Consider the following 17,587-nt stretch of genomic DNA (forward strand, 5'->3'; position numbering starts at 1 on the left):
GGCTTATTTCAGAAACTAACAAACTTATCCACAGATGTGAGGGGATGAAAAGGAAAAAACTTCGGTTAACACTTGCCACGTCTCATGGCATGCTAAGGCCCTGATCCTTTTATCTCCCAGATACAGACAATCCATTATGGCAACGATTCCTGAAAACCCACTGATCCTGATCGATGGCTCCTCGTATCTTTACCGCGCCTATCACGCGGCACCGAACTTCACGAACTCAGACGGTGAACCGACCGGTGCAGTCTATGGTGTGGTCAACATGCTGCGCAGTTTGCTGCGTCAGTTTGCCACCGAACATATTGCTGTCGTGTTTGATGCGAAAGGAAAGACCTTTCGTGACGAGCTCTATCCCGAGTATAAAGCGCATCGACCTCCGATGCCGGATGATTTGCGTGCCCAGATAGAACCGCTGCACGCCATCATTAAAGCCATGGGGCTGCCCCTGATTTGTGAGCCGGGTGTGGAAGCGGACGATGTGATCGGAACCTTGGCCTGTCAGGCATCTCAGGCGGGTATGCCCGTGCTGATCAGTACCGGTGATAAAGACATGGCCCAGCTGGTGGATGACAACATCACGCTGATCAACACCATGACCGGCGTGGTGATGGATGCTGATGGTGTGCGGGAAAAGTTCGGGATTGGTCCGGAACTGATCATCGATTATCTGGCGCTGATGGGAGATAAAGTCGATAACATTCCGGGTGTTCCCGGCGTGGGCGATAAAACCGCAACGGCCTTACTGACAGGCATTGGCGGCCTGAAAGATTTGTATGACCATCTGGATGCGATTCCGGCGCTGGGTTTCCGGGGCTCGAAAACCATGCCGAAAAAGCTGGAAGAGCACCGTGAGGCAGCATTGATGTCTTACGAGCTGGCGACAATCAAGCTGGATGTTGCACTGGAATTCAGTCCGCAGGATCTGCAGAAAGGCACGCCGGATACCGACGAGCTGACCCGGTTGTTCGGAAAACTGCAATTCCGTCGCTGGCTGGCTGAAATGCTGGATGGCAGCGATGGCCGGATTGTCGCGGATGGGGCCGCCACGATTGCGACAGAGGAAGCGCCGGAAGTGGCGAGTATGCCAGCCCCTGTGATTGAGCGCAGTGGTTATGAAGTGGTGCTGGATGAAGCACGCTTCGCCGAGTGGCTGACAATCCTGAAAAATTCGGATGTTTTTGCGTTCGATACCGAAACCGACAGTCTGGATTATATGGTCGCGAACCTGGTCGGTGTGTCCTTTGCGGTTGAAGAAGGGAAAGCGGCTTACGTACCGGTCGCCCACGATTATCTGGATGCCCCGCAGCAGCTGGATCGCAATTGGGTGATTGCGCAGCTCAAGCCGTTACTGGAAGATCCGGAGCAGGCAAAAGTTGGCCAGAACCTGAAGTATGATGCCAGTGTGCTGGCTCGATATGATGTGGCGATGCAGGGCATTCGCTTTGACACCATGCTGGAATCTTATGTGTATAACAGTGTGGTGGGCCGGCATGACATGGACAGCCTGTCGCTGCGTTATCTGGAACACAAAACCATCAGTTTTGAAGAGATTGCCGGTAAAGGTAAAAAGCAGCTGACGTTTAATCAGATCGATCTGGAGCAGGCGGGGCCGTATGCGGCCGAAGATGCGGACATCACCTTGCGTCTTCATAACCTGCTGATTGCGAAACTGAATGCGGATCCAAAGCTGAAGTCGGTATTTGAAACCATTGAAATGCCGCTGGTACCGGTCCTGTCCCGCGTGGAGCGTACCGGCGTTTTGCTGGATGTTGCGAAACTGCATCAGCAGTCGGACGAAATTGCCAAGCGACTGGATGAGATTCAGGCGGATGCTTATGAGGTTGCCGGCGAGGAATTCAATCTCAGTTCACCCAAGCAGTTGCAGGCGATTCTGTTTGAGAAAATGGGCTTGCCTGTGGTGAAGAAAACGCCGTCTGGCACCCCATCTACCAATGAAGAAGTGTTGCAGGAACTGGCGCTGGATTATCCGCTGCCGAAATTGATCCTGGAGCATCGCGGTCTGGCCAAACTGAAGTCCACCTATACCGATAAACTGCCACGGATGATCAATCCGACAACCAAGCGGGTCCATACCTCTTATCATCAGGCGGTCGCGAAAACCGGGCGTCTGTCGTCAACGGATCCAAACCTGCAGAATATTCCAATCCGAAATGAGCAGGGCCGTCGGATCCGCCAGGCATTTATTGCGCCGGAAGGCTATCAGATCCTGGCAGTGGATTACTCTCAGATTGAACTGCGGATCATGGCCCATTTATCTGGCGACAAAGCGCTGCTGGATGCGTTCCGCGAGGGTAAAGATATCCACGCCGCCACGGCAGCAGAGATCCTGGGGATTTCGATTGAGGAAGTCAGCAGTGAGCAGCGTCGCCGAGCGAAAGCCATCAACTTTGGTTTGATTTACGGCATGAGCGCTTTCGGACTGGCGAAACAGCTGGGCATGGGCCGAAATGAAGCGCAGGAGTATATGAACATTTACTTTGAGCGTTATCCGGGCGTGCTGGAATATATGGAAAGTACCCGATCTCAGGCGAGCGAGCAGGGTTATGTAGAAACCCTGTTTGGCCGTCGTTTATATCTGCCGGATATCAAATCCCGGAATGCGATTCGCCGTAAGGCCGCTGAACGGGAGGCGATTAACGCCCCGATGCAGGGGACAGCCGCAGACATTATTAAGCGTGCCATGATTGCCGTTGATACCTGGCTGCAAACGCAGGACAGCAGCCGCGTGCGTTTGCTGATGCAGGTACACGATGAATTGGTGTTTGAAGTCCAGACTTCAGCGCTGGATGAGGTGGCCAAGTCGGTCTGCGAATTGATGGAAGCCGCCGCAGAGCTGGACGTCCCTTTGATTGCAGAAGCCGGCAGCGGTGAGAACTGGGATCAGGCGCATTAATTGTTCTGAAAACAAACCTGTAATAAAACCTTCAAGAACCGGCCGCCAGGCCGGTTTTTTCTAATCTGAATCAGTGTTTATGGTGATTTTATAGAACAAAATTACGGTAAGTGTGAAAAAAAACTACGAAAGGGTCTTTCCATCGCTGCACAATTGATATACAGTGAGCGGCGTAGGGTACAGAGGTAAGATGTTCTATCTTTCAGACCTTTTGTTTCACGTTATTGGATTTGGCTGATTCAGCCGCCCTGGTCATTTGACCAGGGCGTTTTTATTTCTGCCCTCCCAAACTGTACCAGCCTGCCTTTCCTGACTTTTCCCATGCTTGATGAAACCTGCTTTTCGCTGAATTTGGCTTGTTTTCAGGACAGATGTCTCATTTTATGCTGAGATTTTCACCAAGTAATTTCTATTGGATAGAAGCCCAGCGCTTGCGTTTCTGTGGGTTCAAATCAAGATCACTTAAGTTAGAGTAATTACTTTAAATTGCCGGTGCAGATCAGTATACTGCTTGCTGCTTCTTGTTCATATTTAGTCTGGCTGTGCTTCTGGAGTGACAGTCGACCTATCCATGATCATGCCACCTGATTTTTTAGGTGGCTTTTTTTTGTCTTTTTGCCAGCATTCTGTAATTAAATTCCAATTTCAGAACATATGCAGAACGATGACCCGCATGGTTTCTCAGACTTAATTTGTTGAATGAAACAATAGGCATGAATATTCGGACGAGTGGGACAAAAATGGCAGTTAACCCCGGACGGAGCTAATGAATATCTGGCATCAGTGCGGAAAAAATGGCCAGATTGTGGATAAAAAACTTGCGTTGCGGGGGTAAATCATTAATCCTTTCCGGACAAATATAAAAACCTCCTATTTCTCTCCCGTTGCCCCATCGTTCCGGTGGGGTCATTTTTATCCGGGCTTCGGAGACCGTCTGCAGGCTGGGTGGGTGTTCCGGATAAAGCAAAGTGCCTGGCGGATGTGCCAGGCACAGACGGGGATTATTCTGAATCGGCAGGGAAATTATCCATTCCATCAATATTTTCTTCCAGCAAAGCTTGCTGGCGGGCCAGTTCAGGGGCAAACCAGATGTCCAGCTTACGACGAACCTGATCCACACCGATGCCTTTCAGGGCTGAAAAGCATTCCACTTCAACATCGCCGCCAAAGGCCAGTGACGCTTCACGGATTTTCAGCAACTGCGCTTTACGAGCGCCGCTTTTCAGTTTGTCCGCTTTGGTCAGCAGCACCAGAACAGGTAAACGGCTTTCGACTGCCCAGTAAATCATTTGCTGGTCGAGATCTTTCATCGGGTGACGGATATCCATCAGGACGACCAGCCCTTGCAGGCATTCACGCTTTTGCAGGTATTCACCCAGCGCGGCCTGCCACTTCTGTTTCATCTCCAGCGGGACTTGCGCATAGCCATAGCCGGGCAGGTCAATCAGGTTGCAGCCGCCCACGACCTCAAACATATTGATCAACTGCGTACGGCCCGGTGTTTTTGAGGTCCGTGCCAGACTTTTCTGATCGGTCAGTCGATTCAAAGCACTTGATTTACCAGCATTTGATCGGCCAGCAAAAGCAATCTCAACACCCTTGTCCTGAGGCAGGTGGCGGATATCCGGGGCACTGGTAATAAAATGGGTTTGTCTGTAGTTGAGAGGGGAATTCACTGTTAACTCCGTCAAGTCTTCTGGTCGTCGACTAATTACTTTTATGCGAAAGTGTGTAAAATGTACCACTAACCCTGCTTGGTTGATGGTGCATTGTATACCATGTTGCTGAGCAATACTTGTGGTACTGGAAGCTCAATAATTATAAACGGAATGTCATGAAGAAATTAGCATTGATATTTACACTTCTTGCCAGTTGCACAAGCTGGGCCCAGGGAGATGTTGAAGCTGGAAAAGCAAAAGCAGCGACATGTGCAGCATGTCATGGCGCTGATGGTAAAGGTATCACCGGACAATACCCCAACCTTGCGGGTCAGCACCCACGTTATCTGGAGAAACAGCTGAAGGAATTCAAGCTGGCGATGACAACGGGTGGTGAACAGGGGCGTAATGATCCTGTGATGGGTGGCATGGCGATGCCATTGTCTGAACAAGACATGGCGGATCTGGCTGCTTACTTTGGTTCCCTGCCTCCTGTGGAAGGTACCACCGTTGAAAGCTCGATTGAAGTTGGTCAGCAACTGTATCGGGTCGGTGATGCCGAGCGTGGGATCACGGCCTGTACGGCGTGCCACGGTCCTCGAGGAAACGGTACTAGCTTGTCTGGATTCCCGGATATCTCGGGTCAGCACGCGGAATACATCAAGAAACAATTGACGATGTTCCGCGACGGCAACCGAAACAACGACATGAACTCAATGATGAGCTCTGTCGCAGCGAAGCTGAGCGACAAGGAAATCGACGCCCTGTCTCAGTATTTAGGCGGTCTTCACTGATCCCGAACTCAGTATCGCAAGGCATCGCAAGCAAAAAAGGCAGCTCTGGCTGCCTTTTTTATTTGAGTGTGCCGGGCGGAGACAGGCTGTCCATTTCTCAATCGGGACAGGTCTGCTATGATACGCGGCCTGATTTTGACTGAGGAGTGACCGATGACGGCCTGTACTTTATGCAACAACACTGCAGTTGTGCCTTATCATCAAGACCGCCGTCGCCCGTACCTTCAGTGCCAGAATTGTTGCCTGATCTTCGCAGACCCGGCTTCACATTTAACGCCGGAAGAAGAGAAAGCCATCTACGATCAGCATGAAAATCATGTGGATGATGAAGGCTACCGCGGATTTCTCCAGCGTCTAGCGTCGCCGTTGGCTGCTAAGCTGCCGCAGGAGCCGCTGGACGGACTGGATTTTGGCTGCGGGCCAGGTCCGGCGCTGGCGGCGATATTCCGCGAGCAGGGACACCGGATGGCCGTCTATGATCCTTATTATGCCCCGGACAACCAAGTGCTGGAACGTCAGTACGACTTTGTCACCTGTACCGAGGCGATAGAACATTTTTATACCCCGGGCCGGGAGTGGCAGCAGTTGCTGTCGCTGGTCAAACCTGGGGGCTGGCTGGGATTAATGACGAAGCTGGCAACCGATGTCGCGGCATTCAGCCGCTGGCATTACAAGAATGATCCCACCCACGTCAGCTTTTTCAGCCGGGAAACCTTTCAGTTTCTGGCGCAGCGTGATGGCCTGACGGTGGAATTTGTTGGAAACGATGTAATTATGCTGAGGAAAGATCAGTCATGACCCGTAAGAAAAGAAGCCGTAAACCTGGTTCAGAAGGCCCGGCGCAGTACGTAGAGAAAGGTGTCAGCCAGCAGGATCTGGATGGCCGTGTCCGCCAGAAAGCGCGCAAGCGGAAAGGGTTGAAAGCAGGCAGCCGCCACTCTGATGGCAGCGCTCAGAACGCGAGCCGTCAGGGTCAGGCCAAGGATCCTCGCCATGGCAGTAAAAAGCCGGTTCCGCTGATTGTTGAGCCGAAACCAAGCAAGCAGGTTCGCCGCATGAACGCGGAGCAGGAACTGGCGATGCTGGAAAATGATCCGCAACTGATCGCGCTGCTGGACCGTCTGGACGCAGGTGAAAATCTGGGTGCCGGGCTGCAGAAGCAGGTCGACCAGAAGCTGGATCGTATTGAACAACTGATGAAACAACTGGGTCTGTACGAGGAAGACGTGACCGCAGATGATCAAATCGCCGCAGGGGATGCCCGCAGCGAGGAAGATCTGCTGGACGACTTCGAAAATGCCCGTTGGGATGATTTCGATAAGGAGTAAACCTTGCAGGATCTGAAACTCTGGTTACTGGTGGCAGGAAGCCTGATTGTGCTGGTGCTGGCGGCATATGCCGGCTATTTGCTGTATCAGCTGTACAAGCAGAAACAACGCCACACAGCCTTTCTTGCCCGGGCAGAGCAACAGCAGGCGGAAGCGATTGCCGTCCGGAATGCGAATATTCTGGAAAGTGTCTATATCATTGCGGAAGCCGGAAAGCAGGAGCAATGTGACATGTCTGAAATCGCTATCCGCTTATATAAGCTGATGACCGTCCTTCAGGCAGAGCGCAGCGTGAATTTTTCCGCTCAGTATCCGGCGCTGTATGAACTCTACCAGGTGGTGGAAGACATGCCACGTGGCGACGCGCGTAAAGCACTGGCCAAGCAGGATCGAATGAAAGATGATCTCGTGCGGATGAAAGCTGAATCGCGCTTGTTCGATGCCATTCAGCAGGAGCTGGCCCAGATCCTGACCCAAAAGGCGTCCTGACCGCCGACCTCAAATCATCAGCCCGGCCGATAGGACCGGGCTTTTTTGTTTGTGGGGACGATGTATTACGATCTGACTTGTGATCGATCAATAAACACTGGCTGAGGCCATGCTAGCTTACCGGATTGACCTGAAGTCCGTCCGTGAGGAAAGCCGCCATGACAAAGCCTGCGATGATTTGGGACCAGACCCTGATCGAAAAATACAACTACTCTGGCCCCCGCTATACCTCCTATCCGACGGCGCTTGAGTTTCAGTCCGGATTCACCCCCGCCGATTTCGTGACAGCGAGCCAGCAGTATCCGGACCGTCGTCTGTCGCTTTATCTCCACATTCCGTTTTGCCATACGCTTTGTTATTACTGCGGCTGTAACAAGGTGATCACCCGGCACGCCCATAAAGCGGACGTGTATCTGGCGGCGCTAGCGGTGGAAATCCATCAGCGCGCTGCGCTGGTCCGGGGCAGGGCAGTGAGCCAACTGCATCTGGGGGGCGGCACCCCTACATTTTTAACCAAGGCGCAGATTACCCGTTTAATGTCCTTGATTCGCGAGCAGTTTCATCTGCTGCCGGATGCAGAAATCAGTATTGAGGTCGACCCGCGACGGATGGAACTGGACCTGTTGGATCACCTGCGGGCTGAAGGGTTCAACCGGCTGAGTATCGGGGTGCAGGACTTTGACAAAGAAGTGCAGCAGCTGGTGAATCGCGAGCAGGATCAGGATTTCATTGAAGCATTGGTCCGTCGCGCACGCGAACTCGGGTTTCGTTCGACCAACCTGGATCTGATTTACGGCCTGCCCAAACAAAATACCGAACGCTTCAGCAAAACGCTGGCCGCAGTGCTGGCAATGCAGCCGGGCCGGTTATCTGTCTTTAACTATGCCCATATGCCGGCACTATTTGCCGCACAGCGCAAAATTAAAGATGCAGATTTACCTGCACCTTCGGAAAAGCTGGCGATGCTGCACACCACAATCCGGACGCTGACCGATGCCGGTTATCAGTTTATCGGGATGGATCATTTTGCACTGCCGGATGATGAGCTGGCGGTGGCCCAGCGCGAGGGAAAACTGCACCGGAATTTTCAGGGTTATACCACTCAGGGCGATTGCGATTTGCTGGGCTTGGGTGTTTCTGCCATTTCGATGATTGGTGACAGTTATGCGCAAAACCAGAAAGAGCTCAAAGCTTATTATGCCGACATTGAAACGAAACAACACGCGTTGTGGAAAGGGGTCACACTGACCGCCGATGACTTACTGCGCAGGGAAGTGATTAAAACCCTGATCTGCCAGTTCGAGCTTTCAACCACCGACATCGAACAGCGCTACGGGATCGGCTTTGCAGACTACTTTGCGGAAGACTTAGCGCTGTTGCAGACCTTCATTGACGATGGTCTGGTCACGGTGACGCCGGACCGGATTCAGGTCGCTCCGAAAGGTCGGTTGCTGATCCGCAATATCTGTATGTGTTTTGATGTGTATCTGCGTCAGCGTGCGCGCCAGCAACAGTTTTCGCGGGTGATTTAACGGCGGTGTCCGCGAAGGGCTTCTGCATTCAAAAAAACGCCCCGGCGGGTAGACCTGCCGGGGCGTTTTTCATCATGAATGTACGGATACGGCGTGAGTGATCAGCGGGTTGCCGCCATCTCACGCAGCGCTTTTTTCTCGCTGTCGGACAGGAAAGCAAGTTCCAGTCCATTGATTTGCGCCTGACGGATTTGCTCAGGCGTCAGGCCAGCCTTTGGCGCTGCCACTTCATATTCGTAAGGCAGTTCGATGCCTTCAACCGCGGGGTCGTCGGTATTCAGGCAGGCCAGAATACCATGATCCAGAAATTGCTTGAGCGGGTGTCCGGACAGGCTGGCGACCGTGCTGGTCTGGATGTTCGAGGTCAGGCAGGATTCAATCCCAATCTTGTGTTCGGCCAGATAATCCATCAGACGAGCGTCTTCCACTGCTTTCACGCCGTGACCGATTCGCACTGCGCCCAGTTCCTGAATCGCCTGCCACATGCTTTCCGGTCCGGCAGCTTCACCAGCATGAACGGTCACCTGAAGTCCGGCATCACGCACCTGCTTGAAGTGGCCGACAAATTGATGGCCTGGCTGGCCCAGTTCATCACCGGCCAGATCGACGGCAACCAGATGATTTTTCTGGCTGAGCAATGCATCCAGTTCTTGCTGACAGGCTTGTGTTCCGAAAGTCCGGCTCATGATGCCGATCAGGTTGGCCTGAATGCCAAAATCACGGCAACCGGCCTGAACCCCATCCACCACAGCTTCTACCACGCCGGCGACTGGCAGGTTGTGTTTCATCGCCATGTAGTAAGGCGAGAAACGCAATTCAGCGTAATCGATTTGTGCGTTCAGGGCATCTTCCACGTTTTCATACGCAACCCGGCGGCAGGCTTCCAGATCGCCCAGTACCGCCACGCCCCAGTCCAGTTTGGACAGGAATGCAACCAGGCTTGGCTCGGCTTCGACGATCTGAACGTGCGGACGCAGCGATTCGATGTCGTTGGCTGGCAGTGTCATGCCAAATTTCTGGCCTAGCTCAAGAATGGTCTGAATGCGGATGTTCCCGTCGAGGTGACGGTGCAGATCGGTCAGTGGCAGATTTTTCTGAATCATGATGAGGTATCCCGGAAAAACGTTTGCCTCAGTATAAGCAAAGATGGCATGACATTCATCCGGGGAAAGAGATGGATCCGGCCTGATCAAAAAGATCAGGCCGATGTTTACTGTCTCTGTTGAAAAAACCACCAGTAGGCGTGGGTGACCGTCAGGTACCCGGTTAGTTTAATCGCTGGCTATATTCAGTTCTTTGAGCTTGCGGGTCAGGGTGTTGCGACCCCAGCCGAGCAGCTTGGCAGCTTCCTGTTTATGGCCGTGAGTGAATTCCAGCGCCGTATCGAGCAGGATTCGCTCAAACTCCGGCATGGCTTCGCCCAGCAGATTCTGATTGCCCTGTTGCAGTGCCTGTCGTGCCCAGCGCTGGAGCGACTGATGCCAGTGCAGTGCTTCTTCATCGCCTTCGGGCTGATTGTCGGGGGCGGTCAGCTCCGGAGGCAGGTCGGACGGCAGGATCTCATTACCGCTGGCCATGACGGTGAGCCAGCGACAGGTGTTTTCCAGCTGCCGGACATTCCCGGGCCAGTTCAGGCTGGTGAGCAGGGTTTCGGTGTCCAGATGCAGAGATTTGATTTCCACCCCCAGTTCATCGGAGGCCCGCTTCAGGAAATGCCGGGTAAGTTGCGGAATATCCTGACGGCGATCTTTCAGTGCCGGAAGATGCACGCGAATCACATTCAGGCGGTGAAACAGGTCTTCCCGAAAGTCCCCTTTGGCAACCAGACGTTCCAGATTCTGGTGCGTGGCTGCGATAATCCGCACATCGACGTTGATCGGCGAGTGCCCGCCCACCCGGTAGAACTGGCCATCTGCCAGCACCCGCAGCAGCCGGGTCTGGATATCCAGCGGCATATCGCCGATTTCATCCAGAAACAGTGTGCCGCCATTGGCCTGCTCAAACCGTCCCTGCCGGATGTTATTGGCACCGGTAAAGGCGCCTTTTTCATGGCCGAAGAGTTCAGACTCAATCAAATCTTTCGGAATCGCGGCCATGTTCAGGGCGATAAACTCTTTTTCTTTGCGAGGGCTGTGGCGGTGCAGCGCCTGAGCAACCAGCTCCTTACCGGTTCCGGATTCCCCGTTGATCAGCACTGAGATTGAGGAACGGGACAGGCGACCGATTGCCCGGAAAACTTCCTGCATGGCCGGTGCTTCCCCGATGATTTCAGGCGCACGCTGAGTGACTTCGGCGGGCTGTTGCTGGCGTTTTTGCTCCTGGCTGTGGGTCACCGCCCGTTCGACCAGACTGACTGCTTCATCAATGTCGAAGGGTTTGGGCAGATATTCAAACGCGCCTTCCTGATAGGCATTCACCGCCGCATCCAGATCCGAATGCGCCGTCATAATAATGACCGGCAAGGTCGGATAATCCAGATGCAGGTTGCGCAGCAGCGTCAGGCCATCGGTGCCCGGCATCCGGATATCCGACACCAGGACATCCGGCACACTGCGTTCCAGTGCTTCGACGACGCTGTCGGCATCGGCGAAAGTTTCACAGCGTAATCCGGCTGCATTCAGGGTCCGCTCCAGGACCCAGCGTATTGAGCTGTCATCATCAACAACCCAGATTAATCCTTTGCTCATCGCATGCCCTCCGTTGTGTCCTTTGTGTGCTTCCCGGGCGAAAAGGCAATGAGGATGAGCGCCCGGCTGCTTTGTTATTCTGTGGTTTGAATCGGTAAATAAATCGAAAACCGGGTTTGCCCCGGCCAACTGGTGACTTCAATCTTGCCGTGGTGCTGGTCAATTAAATTCTGGGCAATCGACAGTCCGAGGCCGTTGCCGCCTTCCCGGCCGGTCACCATGGGGTAAAACAGGGTGTCCTGAATATCGGCCGGGATCCCGGGTCCGTTGTCGATAATGTCAATCTTGGCGGCAATCCGGTGGCGCTGGCCGTGAATCATGGCCTGCAGGGCTGTCCGGGTTTGCAGCACAATGGTGCCGTGGCCCGGCTGCTGACTCAGGGCCTGCGCAGCGTTACTGACAATATTGAGAATGGCCTGCTCCAGTTGCTCCGGATCCATACTGAAATCGGGCAGGCTGGGGTCATAATCGCGCTGAATCGTGAGCTTTTGATCTCTGTGGTCAAGTGACACCAGCTGACGCACTTTTTCCAGCACCACATGAATATTGCCGACGGTCCGGATCCCGGGCTTTTGCGGCCCCAGCAGGCGGTCAACCAGATTACGCAGGCGGTCGGCCTGGGCAATGATCATTTGGGTATATTCGGTATAGCTGGGATCGGGCAGGGTTTTCTCGAGTAACTGGGCGGCACCACGCAGGCCACCCAGCGGATTTTTAATCTCATGCGCCAGACCCCGCACCAGCTCTTTGGCGGCCTGTTGCTGAGCGTGCTGGCTGATTTCCTGACTGATACGACGCTGCTGATCGATGGGTTTCAGTTCCAGCAGGATCAGGACTTCTTTCTGCCAGCTGACCGGGCTGGCGTTGATTTCCAGCGTATGATGGCGGCCGTCAATCACCAGCGTGACTTCACCATCCGTGAGTCCCTGACCGCTTTGCACTGTGGACTGAATCAGGCCCAGATCCAGCGAACTGTGCTGCAGTAAATCTGGAAACCGGCTGCCCAGCAGGCGCCGCTGGCTGCAGGACATCAGCTGTTCTGCCGCCGGATTGACGTAGCGAATCTTGAGCGGTTCATCCAGCAGGATCACCGCCGTCACCAGATTGTTGAGAATCAAAGGCATAAACACAGCAGTCACAGTTTCTTCCTTGTGGTGTGTCCCTGTTCGTGTCTTGTCAGACCCGGCAGGTGCATTGCACTATTTTGGTGCATAACAGTGTAGCTCGTCTCTCTGTCTTTGTGCAGTACTTTGCAGGCGGTCGGCCGGATGGGTGTCAGGAGATGGTGCAATCCGGTGTTTGGTCTGTGTTGTACTGATCTTCTTGGTGTCTCTGAAAGCAATAATGCAATAAGAGTGCCGCCTTTGCTGCGGGTGGTGCCCGCGGTTCAGCGGTGAAATCTAGGGTGCTTCTGAAGGAAGGCCGACAAAAAAGGCCTGCATGAGCAGGCCTTTCATCAGAGATTCAGTCGGTATTGCTCAGGATTAAACTGAGTAGTACAGGTCGAATTCCAGCGGGTGAGTCGCCATGTTCAGACGCTCAACATCTTTGGATTTCAGCGCGATGTAAGAATCGATGAAATCGTCAGAGAATACGCCGCCAGCGGTCAGGAACTCACGGTCTTCATCCAGTGCTTTCAGAGCGATTTCCAGAGACTCTGCTACTTTTGGAATCTCTGCTGCTTCTTCTGCAGGCAGATCGTACAGGTCTTTATCCATCGCTTCGCCCGGGTGGATCTTGTTCTTGATGCCGTCCAGACCCGCCATCAGCAAGCAAGCAAATGCCAGGTATGGGTTTGCTGCCGGATCCGGGAAGCGTGCTTCGATACGACGTGCTTTCGGGCTTGGTACCACTGGGATACGGATAGACGCTGAACGGTTACGGGCAGAGTAAGCCAGCATGACCGGTGCTTCGAACCCAGGAACCAGACGCTTGTAAGAGTTGGTTGATGGGTTTGCGAATGCGTTGATTGCGCGCGCATGCTTGATGATACCGCCAATGTAGTACAGAGCCATTTCAGACAGACCGCCGTACTTGTCGCCTGCAAACAGGTTCTGGCCGTCTTTTGCCAGAGACTGGTGCACGTGCATCCCAGAACCGTTGTCGCCAACCAGTGGCTTCGGCATGAAGGTTGCTGTTTTACCAAATGCGTGCGCGACGTTATGCACAACATACTTGTAGATCTGGATTTCATCCGCTTTGGAAGTCAGGGTGTTGAAACGGGTTGCGATTTCATTCTGACCCGCAGTGGCCACTTCGTGGTGGTGCGCTTCAACAACCAGACCCATTTCTTCCATGATCAGACACATGGCAGAACGGATGTCTTGAGATGAGTCAACCGGTGCAACCGGGAAGTAACCGCCTTTCACGCCAGGACGGTGACCTTTGTTACCCCCTTCAACGCTGGTGCCGGTGTTCCATGCCGCTTCGATATCATCAATTTTGAAGAAAGAACCGGACATATCAGTTGCAAACTTCACGTCGTCGAACAGGAAGAATTCTGGCTCTGGGCCAACCAGCACTGTATCTGCGATACCTGTGCTGCGCATGTACTCTTCTGCACGCTTGGCAATCGAACGCGGATCGCGGTCGTAGCCTTGCATGGTTGCAGGCTCCAGGATGTCGCAACGAATGTTCAGGGTTGCATCTTCAGTAAACGGATCCAGCACAGCAGTGGATGCATCCGGCATCATCACCATGTCAGATTCGTTAATGCCTTTCCAGCCAGCGACCGAAGAACCGTCGAACATTTTACCGTCTTCGAAGAAGTCAGCGTCGATCTGGTGAGCGGGGATAGAGATGTGTTGCTCTTTACCTTTGGTATCGGTAAAGCGTAGGTCAACAAATTTAACTTCGTTTTCCTGGATCAACGCGAGTACGTTTTCTACTGACATCTTAAGTAACCTCCGGTGTTAGATTTGGGCAACTGGCCGCAAAAAATATTTGGAAGGGAACAGTCATGTGCTCCGATACCAAGAATATTGCGAAATCCATGCCAACTTTTAAAAGCCCCAAAATTGCGCTGTTTACGCCCTGTCATGGCGCTCAGTACCGAAAAACTTGGGCTTCCGTGCACTGTTATGGTGAGACTGTGCACCAATATGGTGCGTTTTGGGGTTCATCTCCCGCTTTGCGGCCTGTGCAAACAGACTGTCAAAGACTTCGGCTATATTTAGCCCACGCTGGTGAATTGTCAATCACCCGCGTGGCGGGCGGGTTGCACTATAAAAGATCAGCCCGATAGGGTTCAATCTAATTGGCTGTTTTTAATCATATTTTTGTGTTTTTCTCATCAAGCGCTGCTAGTTTGGTTCCGATGCGATGATATAAATCACATAATTGCTGGGTTTTGGCGTAAAATCTGGTAGATTATGAGCCGTTTTTTTAATCAGTGATACCCTGTGATCAGGGGGTCGCAATAGCTGAGTGAATGCCAAATCCATGTCTAATCCACAGATCGACAAATTACGTAATATCGCAATCATTGCGCACGTAGACCACGGTAAAACGACCCTGGTAGATAAACTGCTGCAGCAATCAGGTACTCTGGACTCCCGTGGCGGCGTTGAAGAACGCGTGATGGACTCCAACGATATCGAAAAAGAGCGTGGCATTACCATTCTGGCGAAAAACACCGCCATTAACTGGAATGATTACCGCATCAATATCGTGGACACCCCGGGACACGCCGACTTCGGTGGTGAAGTAGAGCGTATTATGTCGATGGTGGATTCTGTACTGCTGATCGTCGACGCGGTAGACGGCCCGATGCCGCAAACCCGTTTCGTGACGCAAAAAGCATTCGCACACGGCCTGAAGCCAATTGTTGTCATCAACAAAATCGACCGTCCGGGCGCACGTCCTGACTGGGTGATGGATCAGGTATTCGACCTGTTTGACAACCTGGGTGCTTCTGACGAACAGCTGGACTTCCAGGTGGTTTACGCATCAGCACTCAACGGCTGGGCATCACGTGAAGAAGGCGAAACCGGCGAGAACATGGAACCGTTGTTCCAGGCGATCGTAGACAACGTGGCTGCGCCATCTGTTGACGTAGACGGCCCGCTGCAGATGCAAATCTCTCAGCTGGATTACAGCTCTTACGTAGGCGTGATCGGTGTTGCCCGTGTCACCCGTGGTTCTGTCAAACCCAACCAGCAAGTGACCATTATTGGTGCAGACGGCAAAACCCGTAACGGTAAAGTCGGTACGGTCATGGGCTACCTGGGTCTGGAGCGTCACGATATCGATCGTGCGACGGCTGGTGACATCATCGCGATCACTGGTCTGGGTGAGCTGAAAATCTCTGACACCATCTGTGATGTCAACGCGGTTGAAGCACTGCCTGCGCTGAGCGTCGATGAGCCAACTGTCACCATGACTTTCCAGGTGAACACCTCTCCGTTTGCCGGTAAAGAAGGGAAGTTCGTGACCTCTCGTAACATTCTGGAGCGTCTGCAGAAAGAGCTGGTTCACAACGTTGCGCTGCGTGTTGAAGAAACAGAAGACCCGGACAAATTCCGCGTGTCAGGTCGTGGTGAACTGCACCTGTCGATTCTGATCGAAAACATGCGTCGCGAAGGCTTCGAGCTGGCGGTATCCCGTCCTGAAGTGATCATCAAAGAAGAAAACGGCCAGCTGATGGAACCGTTTGAAACGGTGACCATTGATGTGATGGAAGAGCATCAGGGTGGCATCATGGAGAAAATCGGCCTGCGTAAAGGCGAGCTGAAAGACATGGCACCGGATGGTAAAGGTCGTGTGCGGATGGACTTCGTGATGCCATCGCGCGGTCTGATCGGTTTCCAGACTGAGTTCATGACGCTGACTTCAGGTTCTGGCCTGATTTACCATACTTACGATCATTATGGTCCGCACAAAGGTGGTGAGATCGGTCAGCGCGTCAATGGTGTGCTGATTGCAAATGCCGCGGGTAAAGCGCTGACAAACGCCCTGTTTAACCTGCAAGAGCGTGGTCGTCTGTTCATTGGTCACGGTGTCGAAGTTTACGAAGGCATGGTGATTGGTATTCACAGTCGCGACAATGACCTGACGGTTAACGCCCTGAAAGGCAAGCAGCTGACGAACGTTCGTGCATCCGGTACGGATGATGCGCAGGTGCTGACGACGCCAATCAAATACACCCTGGAGCAGGCACTGGAATTCATCGATGACGATGAGCTGGTAGAAGTGACGCCGGAAAGCATCCGTATTCGTAAGAAACTGCTGACCGAAACGGATCGTAAGCGTGCGAGCCGTGGCGCGAAGTAAGATTTAAATTGTGCGCCAGCAAAGCTGGCGCCGAAGAAAAAAATCCCCCGAATGCTGACCACATGGTTTTCATCGGGGGATTTTTTATGCCGGTCGTGTTACTCAGCTTGCGTCGGTTCAGCTGTTTCGGTTCAGCTGGGAAATAAATCGCTCAGATTCTGAAATGGCTGAACGCATATCGCTGATGGCACGCTGGATATCACGCTCCAGTGAACGGAATTCACCCTGCAGTGAGCCAATCGCAGCCGCATTGAGGTTGTGCTTCAGGTACAGACTGTTGTCGCGCAGTGTATTGAGTACCGGCTTCATTTTTCCTTCGGCTCTGTGCATCGCTGAAATCATTTTCTCGTAAGAGGCGCGGGTTGCCCTCAATTTCTGCTCGCTGTCGCGGCGCAGATTGCTACTGGTATACAGACTCAATTCTTCCTGCCATTCTTCAAACAGGGCATCGGCCACATCTTCAATGGCAGCAATCCGGTCACTGACTTTATCGGCGGCGTCGCTGCTGGCTTCATATTGCGCATTGACCCGCTCGTAGGTTGTTTCCAGCTCACCGCCATCAAATTGGGTCAGTGATTGCAGGGCTTCCAGCGCAGAAGTGAATTGTTCCTGCGCATCTTTCTGAGCATTGGTCGCATCTTCAACGCGGTCGACCATGATATCGCGTTTATGGACGCCGACAGATTCCATGGCAGAATAATAGGCACTCTGACAGCCAGACAGCAGGGTCAGACTCAGAATCAGGACGAAAGCATAAGGCATTGGAAAGCTCCTGGCTGGCGAGCGGTCAGTTGTGATTCTGCACCGGACGCACTATGTTCTTGATATACATACCGACGATGGTGAGGCAGATGAACCTGTACGCTCACCGTTTAAGTTTCATTCAACCTGCGATAAAAACAAAGATT

General features: G+C 53.0%; 14 protein-coding genes. 7 read left to right on the forward strand and 7 right to left on the reverse strand.

Annotated elements, in window-relative coordinates; genetic code table 11:
- Window positions 1-136 precede the first annotated feature (136 nt).
- Entirely contained in the window at window positions 137-2,920 is a 2,784-nt protein-coding gene (polA, locus tag KDD30_RS16510) for a DNA polymerase I (protein ID WP_211646789.1), read from the forward strand.
- A gap of 763 nt (window positions 2,921-3,683) precedes the next feature.
- On the opposite strand, the gene KDD30_RS16515 is transcribed toward polA, so the two are convergent.
- Window positions 3,684-3,956 carry a hypothetical protein gene (locus KDD30_RS16515; RefSeq protein WP_211646790.1) on the reverse strand — a complete coding sequence of 91 codons (273 nt, stop codon included), beginning with the start codon at window positions 3,954-3,956 and terminating at the stop codon, window positions 3,684-3,686.
- Window positions 3,922-4,596, reverse strand: coding sequence for a ribosome biogenesis GTP-binding protein YihA/YsxC (yihA, locus tag KDD30_RS16520; RefSeq protein WP_211646791.1), 675 nt, complete (start codon window positions 4,594-4,596; stop codon window positions 3,922-3,924). Before yihA ends, KDD30_RS16515 begins: the two co-directional genes overlap by 35 nt.
- A 158-nt stretch (window positions 4,597-4,754) precedes the next feature.
- On the opposite strand from yihA, the gene KDD30_RS16525 reads away from it, so the two are divergent.
- From KDD30_RS16525 to hemN, 5 genes are all read left to right on the forward strand, one after another.
- Window positions 4,755-5,372 (forward strand): cytochrome c, encoded by a 618-nt coding sequence (locus KDD30_RS16525; protein WP_211646792.1) that lies wholly within the window; start codon window positions 4,755-4,757, stop codon window positions 5,370-5,372.
- 153 nt (window positions 5,373-5,525) lie between these two features.
- Window positions 5,526-6,170, forward strand: a complete 645-nt coding sequence (locus KDD30_RS16530) for a class I SAM-dependent methyltransferase (protein WP_211646793.1) — start codon at window positions 5,526-5,528, stop codon at window positions 6,168-6,170.
- Entirely contained in the window at window positions 6,167-6,700 is a 534-nt protein-coding gene (yihI, locus tag KDD30_RS16535) for a Der GTPase-activating protein YihI (protein ID WP_211646794.1), read from the forward strand. The genes KDD30_RS16530 and yihI overlap by 4 nt, the downstream gene beginning before the upstream one ends.
- A gap of 3 nt (window positions 6,701-6,703) precedes the next feature.
- Window positions 6,704-7,189, forward strand: coding sequence for a DUF2489 domain-containing protein (locus KDD30_RS16540; RefSeq protein ID WP_371826054.1), 486 nt, complete (start codon window positions 6,704-6,706; stop codon window positions 7,187-7,189).
- Between the two features lie 158 nt (window positions 7,190-7,347).
- Complete coding sequence (gene hemN, locus KDD30_RS16545; RefSeq protein ID WP_211646795.1) at window positions 7,348-8,721, forward strand: oxygen-independent coproporphyrinogen III oxidase; 1,374 nt, start codon at window positions 7,348-7,350, stop codon at window positions 8,719-8,721.
- A 101-nt stretch (window positions 8,722-8,822) separates the two neighbouring features.
- Here hemN and add read toward each other — a convergent pair whose 3' ends face one another.
- From add to glnA, 4 genes are all read right to left on the reverse strand, one after another.
- Entirely contained in the window at window positions 8,823-9,824 is a 1,002-nt protein-coding gene (gene add / locus KDD30_RS16550) for an adenosine deaminase (protein WP_211646796.1), read from the reverse strand.
- A 168-nt stretch (window positions 9,825-9,992) separates the two neighbouring features.
- Window positions 9,993-11,408, reverse strand: a complete 1,416-nt coding sequence (gene glnG / locus KDD30_RS16555; RefSeq protein ID WP_211646797.1) for a nitrogen regulation protein NR(I) — start codon at window positions 11,406-11,408, stop codon at window positions 9,993-9,995.
- A gap of 74 nt (window positions 11,409-11,482) precedes the next feature.
- On the reverse strand, window positions 11,483-12,547 hold the full coding sequence (gene glnL / locus KDD30_RS16560) for a nitrogen regulation protein NR(II) (RefSeq protein WP_371826055.1): 1,065 nt from the start codon (window positions 12,545-12,547) through the stop codon (window positions 11,483-11,485).
- Window positions 12,548-12,892: 345 nt separating this feature from the next.
- Window positions 12,893-14,302, reverse strand: a complete 1,410-nt coding sequence (glnA, locus tag KDD30_RS16565) for a glutamate--ammonia ligase (protein ID WP_211646798.1) — start codon at window positions 14,300-14,302, stop codon at window positions 12,893-12,895.
- Between the two features lie 547 nt (window positions 14,303-14,849).
- On the opposite strand from glnA, the gene typA reads away from it, so the two are divergent.
- The gene (gene typA / locus KDD30_RS16570) at window positions 14,850-16,679 is read left to right on the forward strand and encodes a translational GTPase TypA (RefSeq protein WP_211646799.1); all 1,830 of its coding nucleotides are present in this window, start codon (window positions 14,850-14,852) and stop codon (window positions 16,677-16,679) included.
- Window positions 16,680-16,796: 117 nt separating this feature from the next.
- On the opposite strand, the gene KDD30_RS16575 is transcribed toward typA, so the two are convergent.
- Window positions 16,797-17,441 (reverse strand): DUF2959 domain-containing protein, encoded by a 645-nt coding sequence (locus KDD30_RS16575; RefSeq protein WP_211646800.1) that lies wholly within the window; start codon window positions 17,439-17,441, stop codon window positions 16,797-16,799.
- Between the last annotated feature and the right edge of the window lie 146 nt (window positions 17,442-17,587).

It is taken from the genome of Photobacterium sp. GJ3, from assembly GCF_018199995.1.
GTDB lineage: Bacteria > Pseudomonadota > Gammaproteobacteria > Enterobacterales > Vibrionaceae > Photobacterium.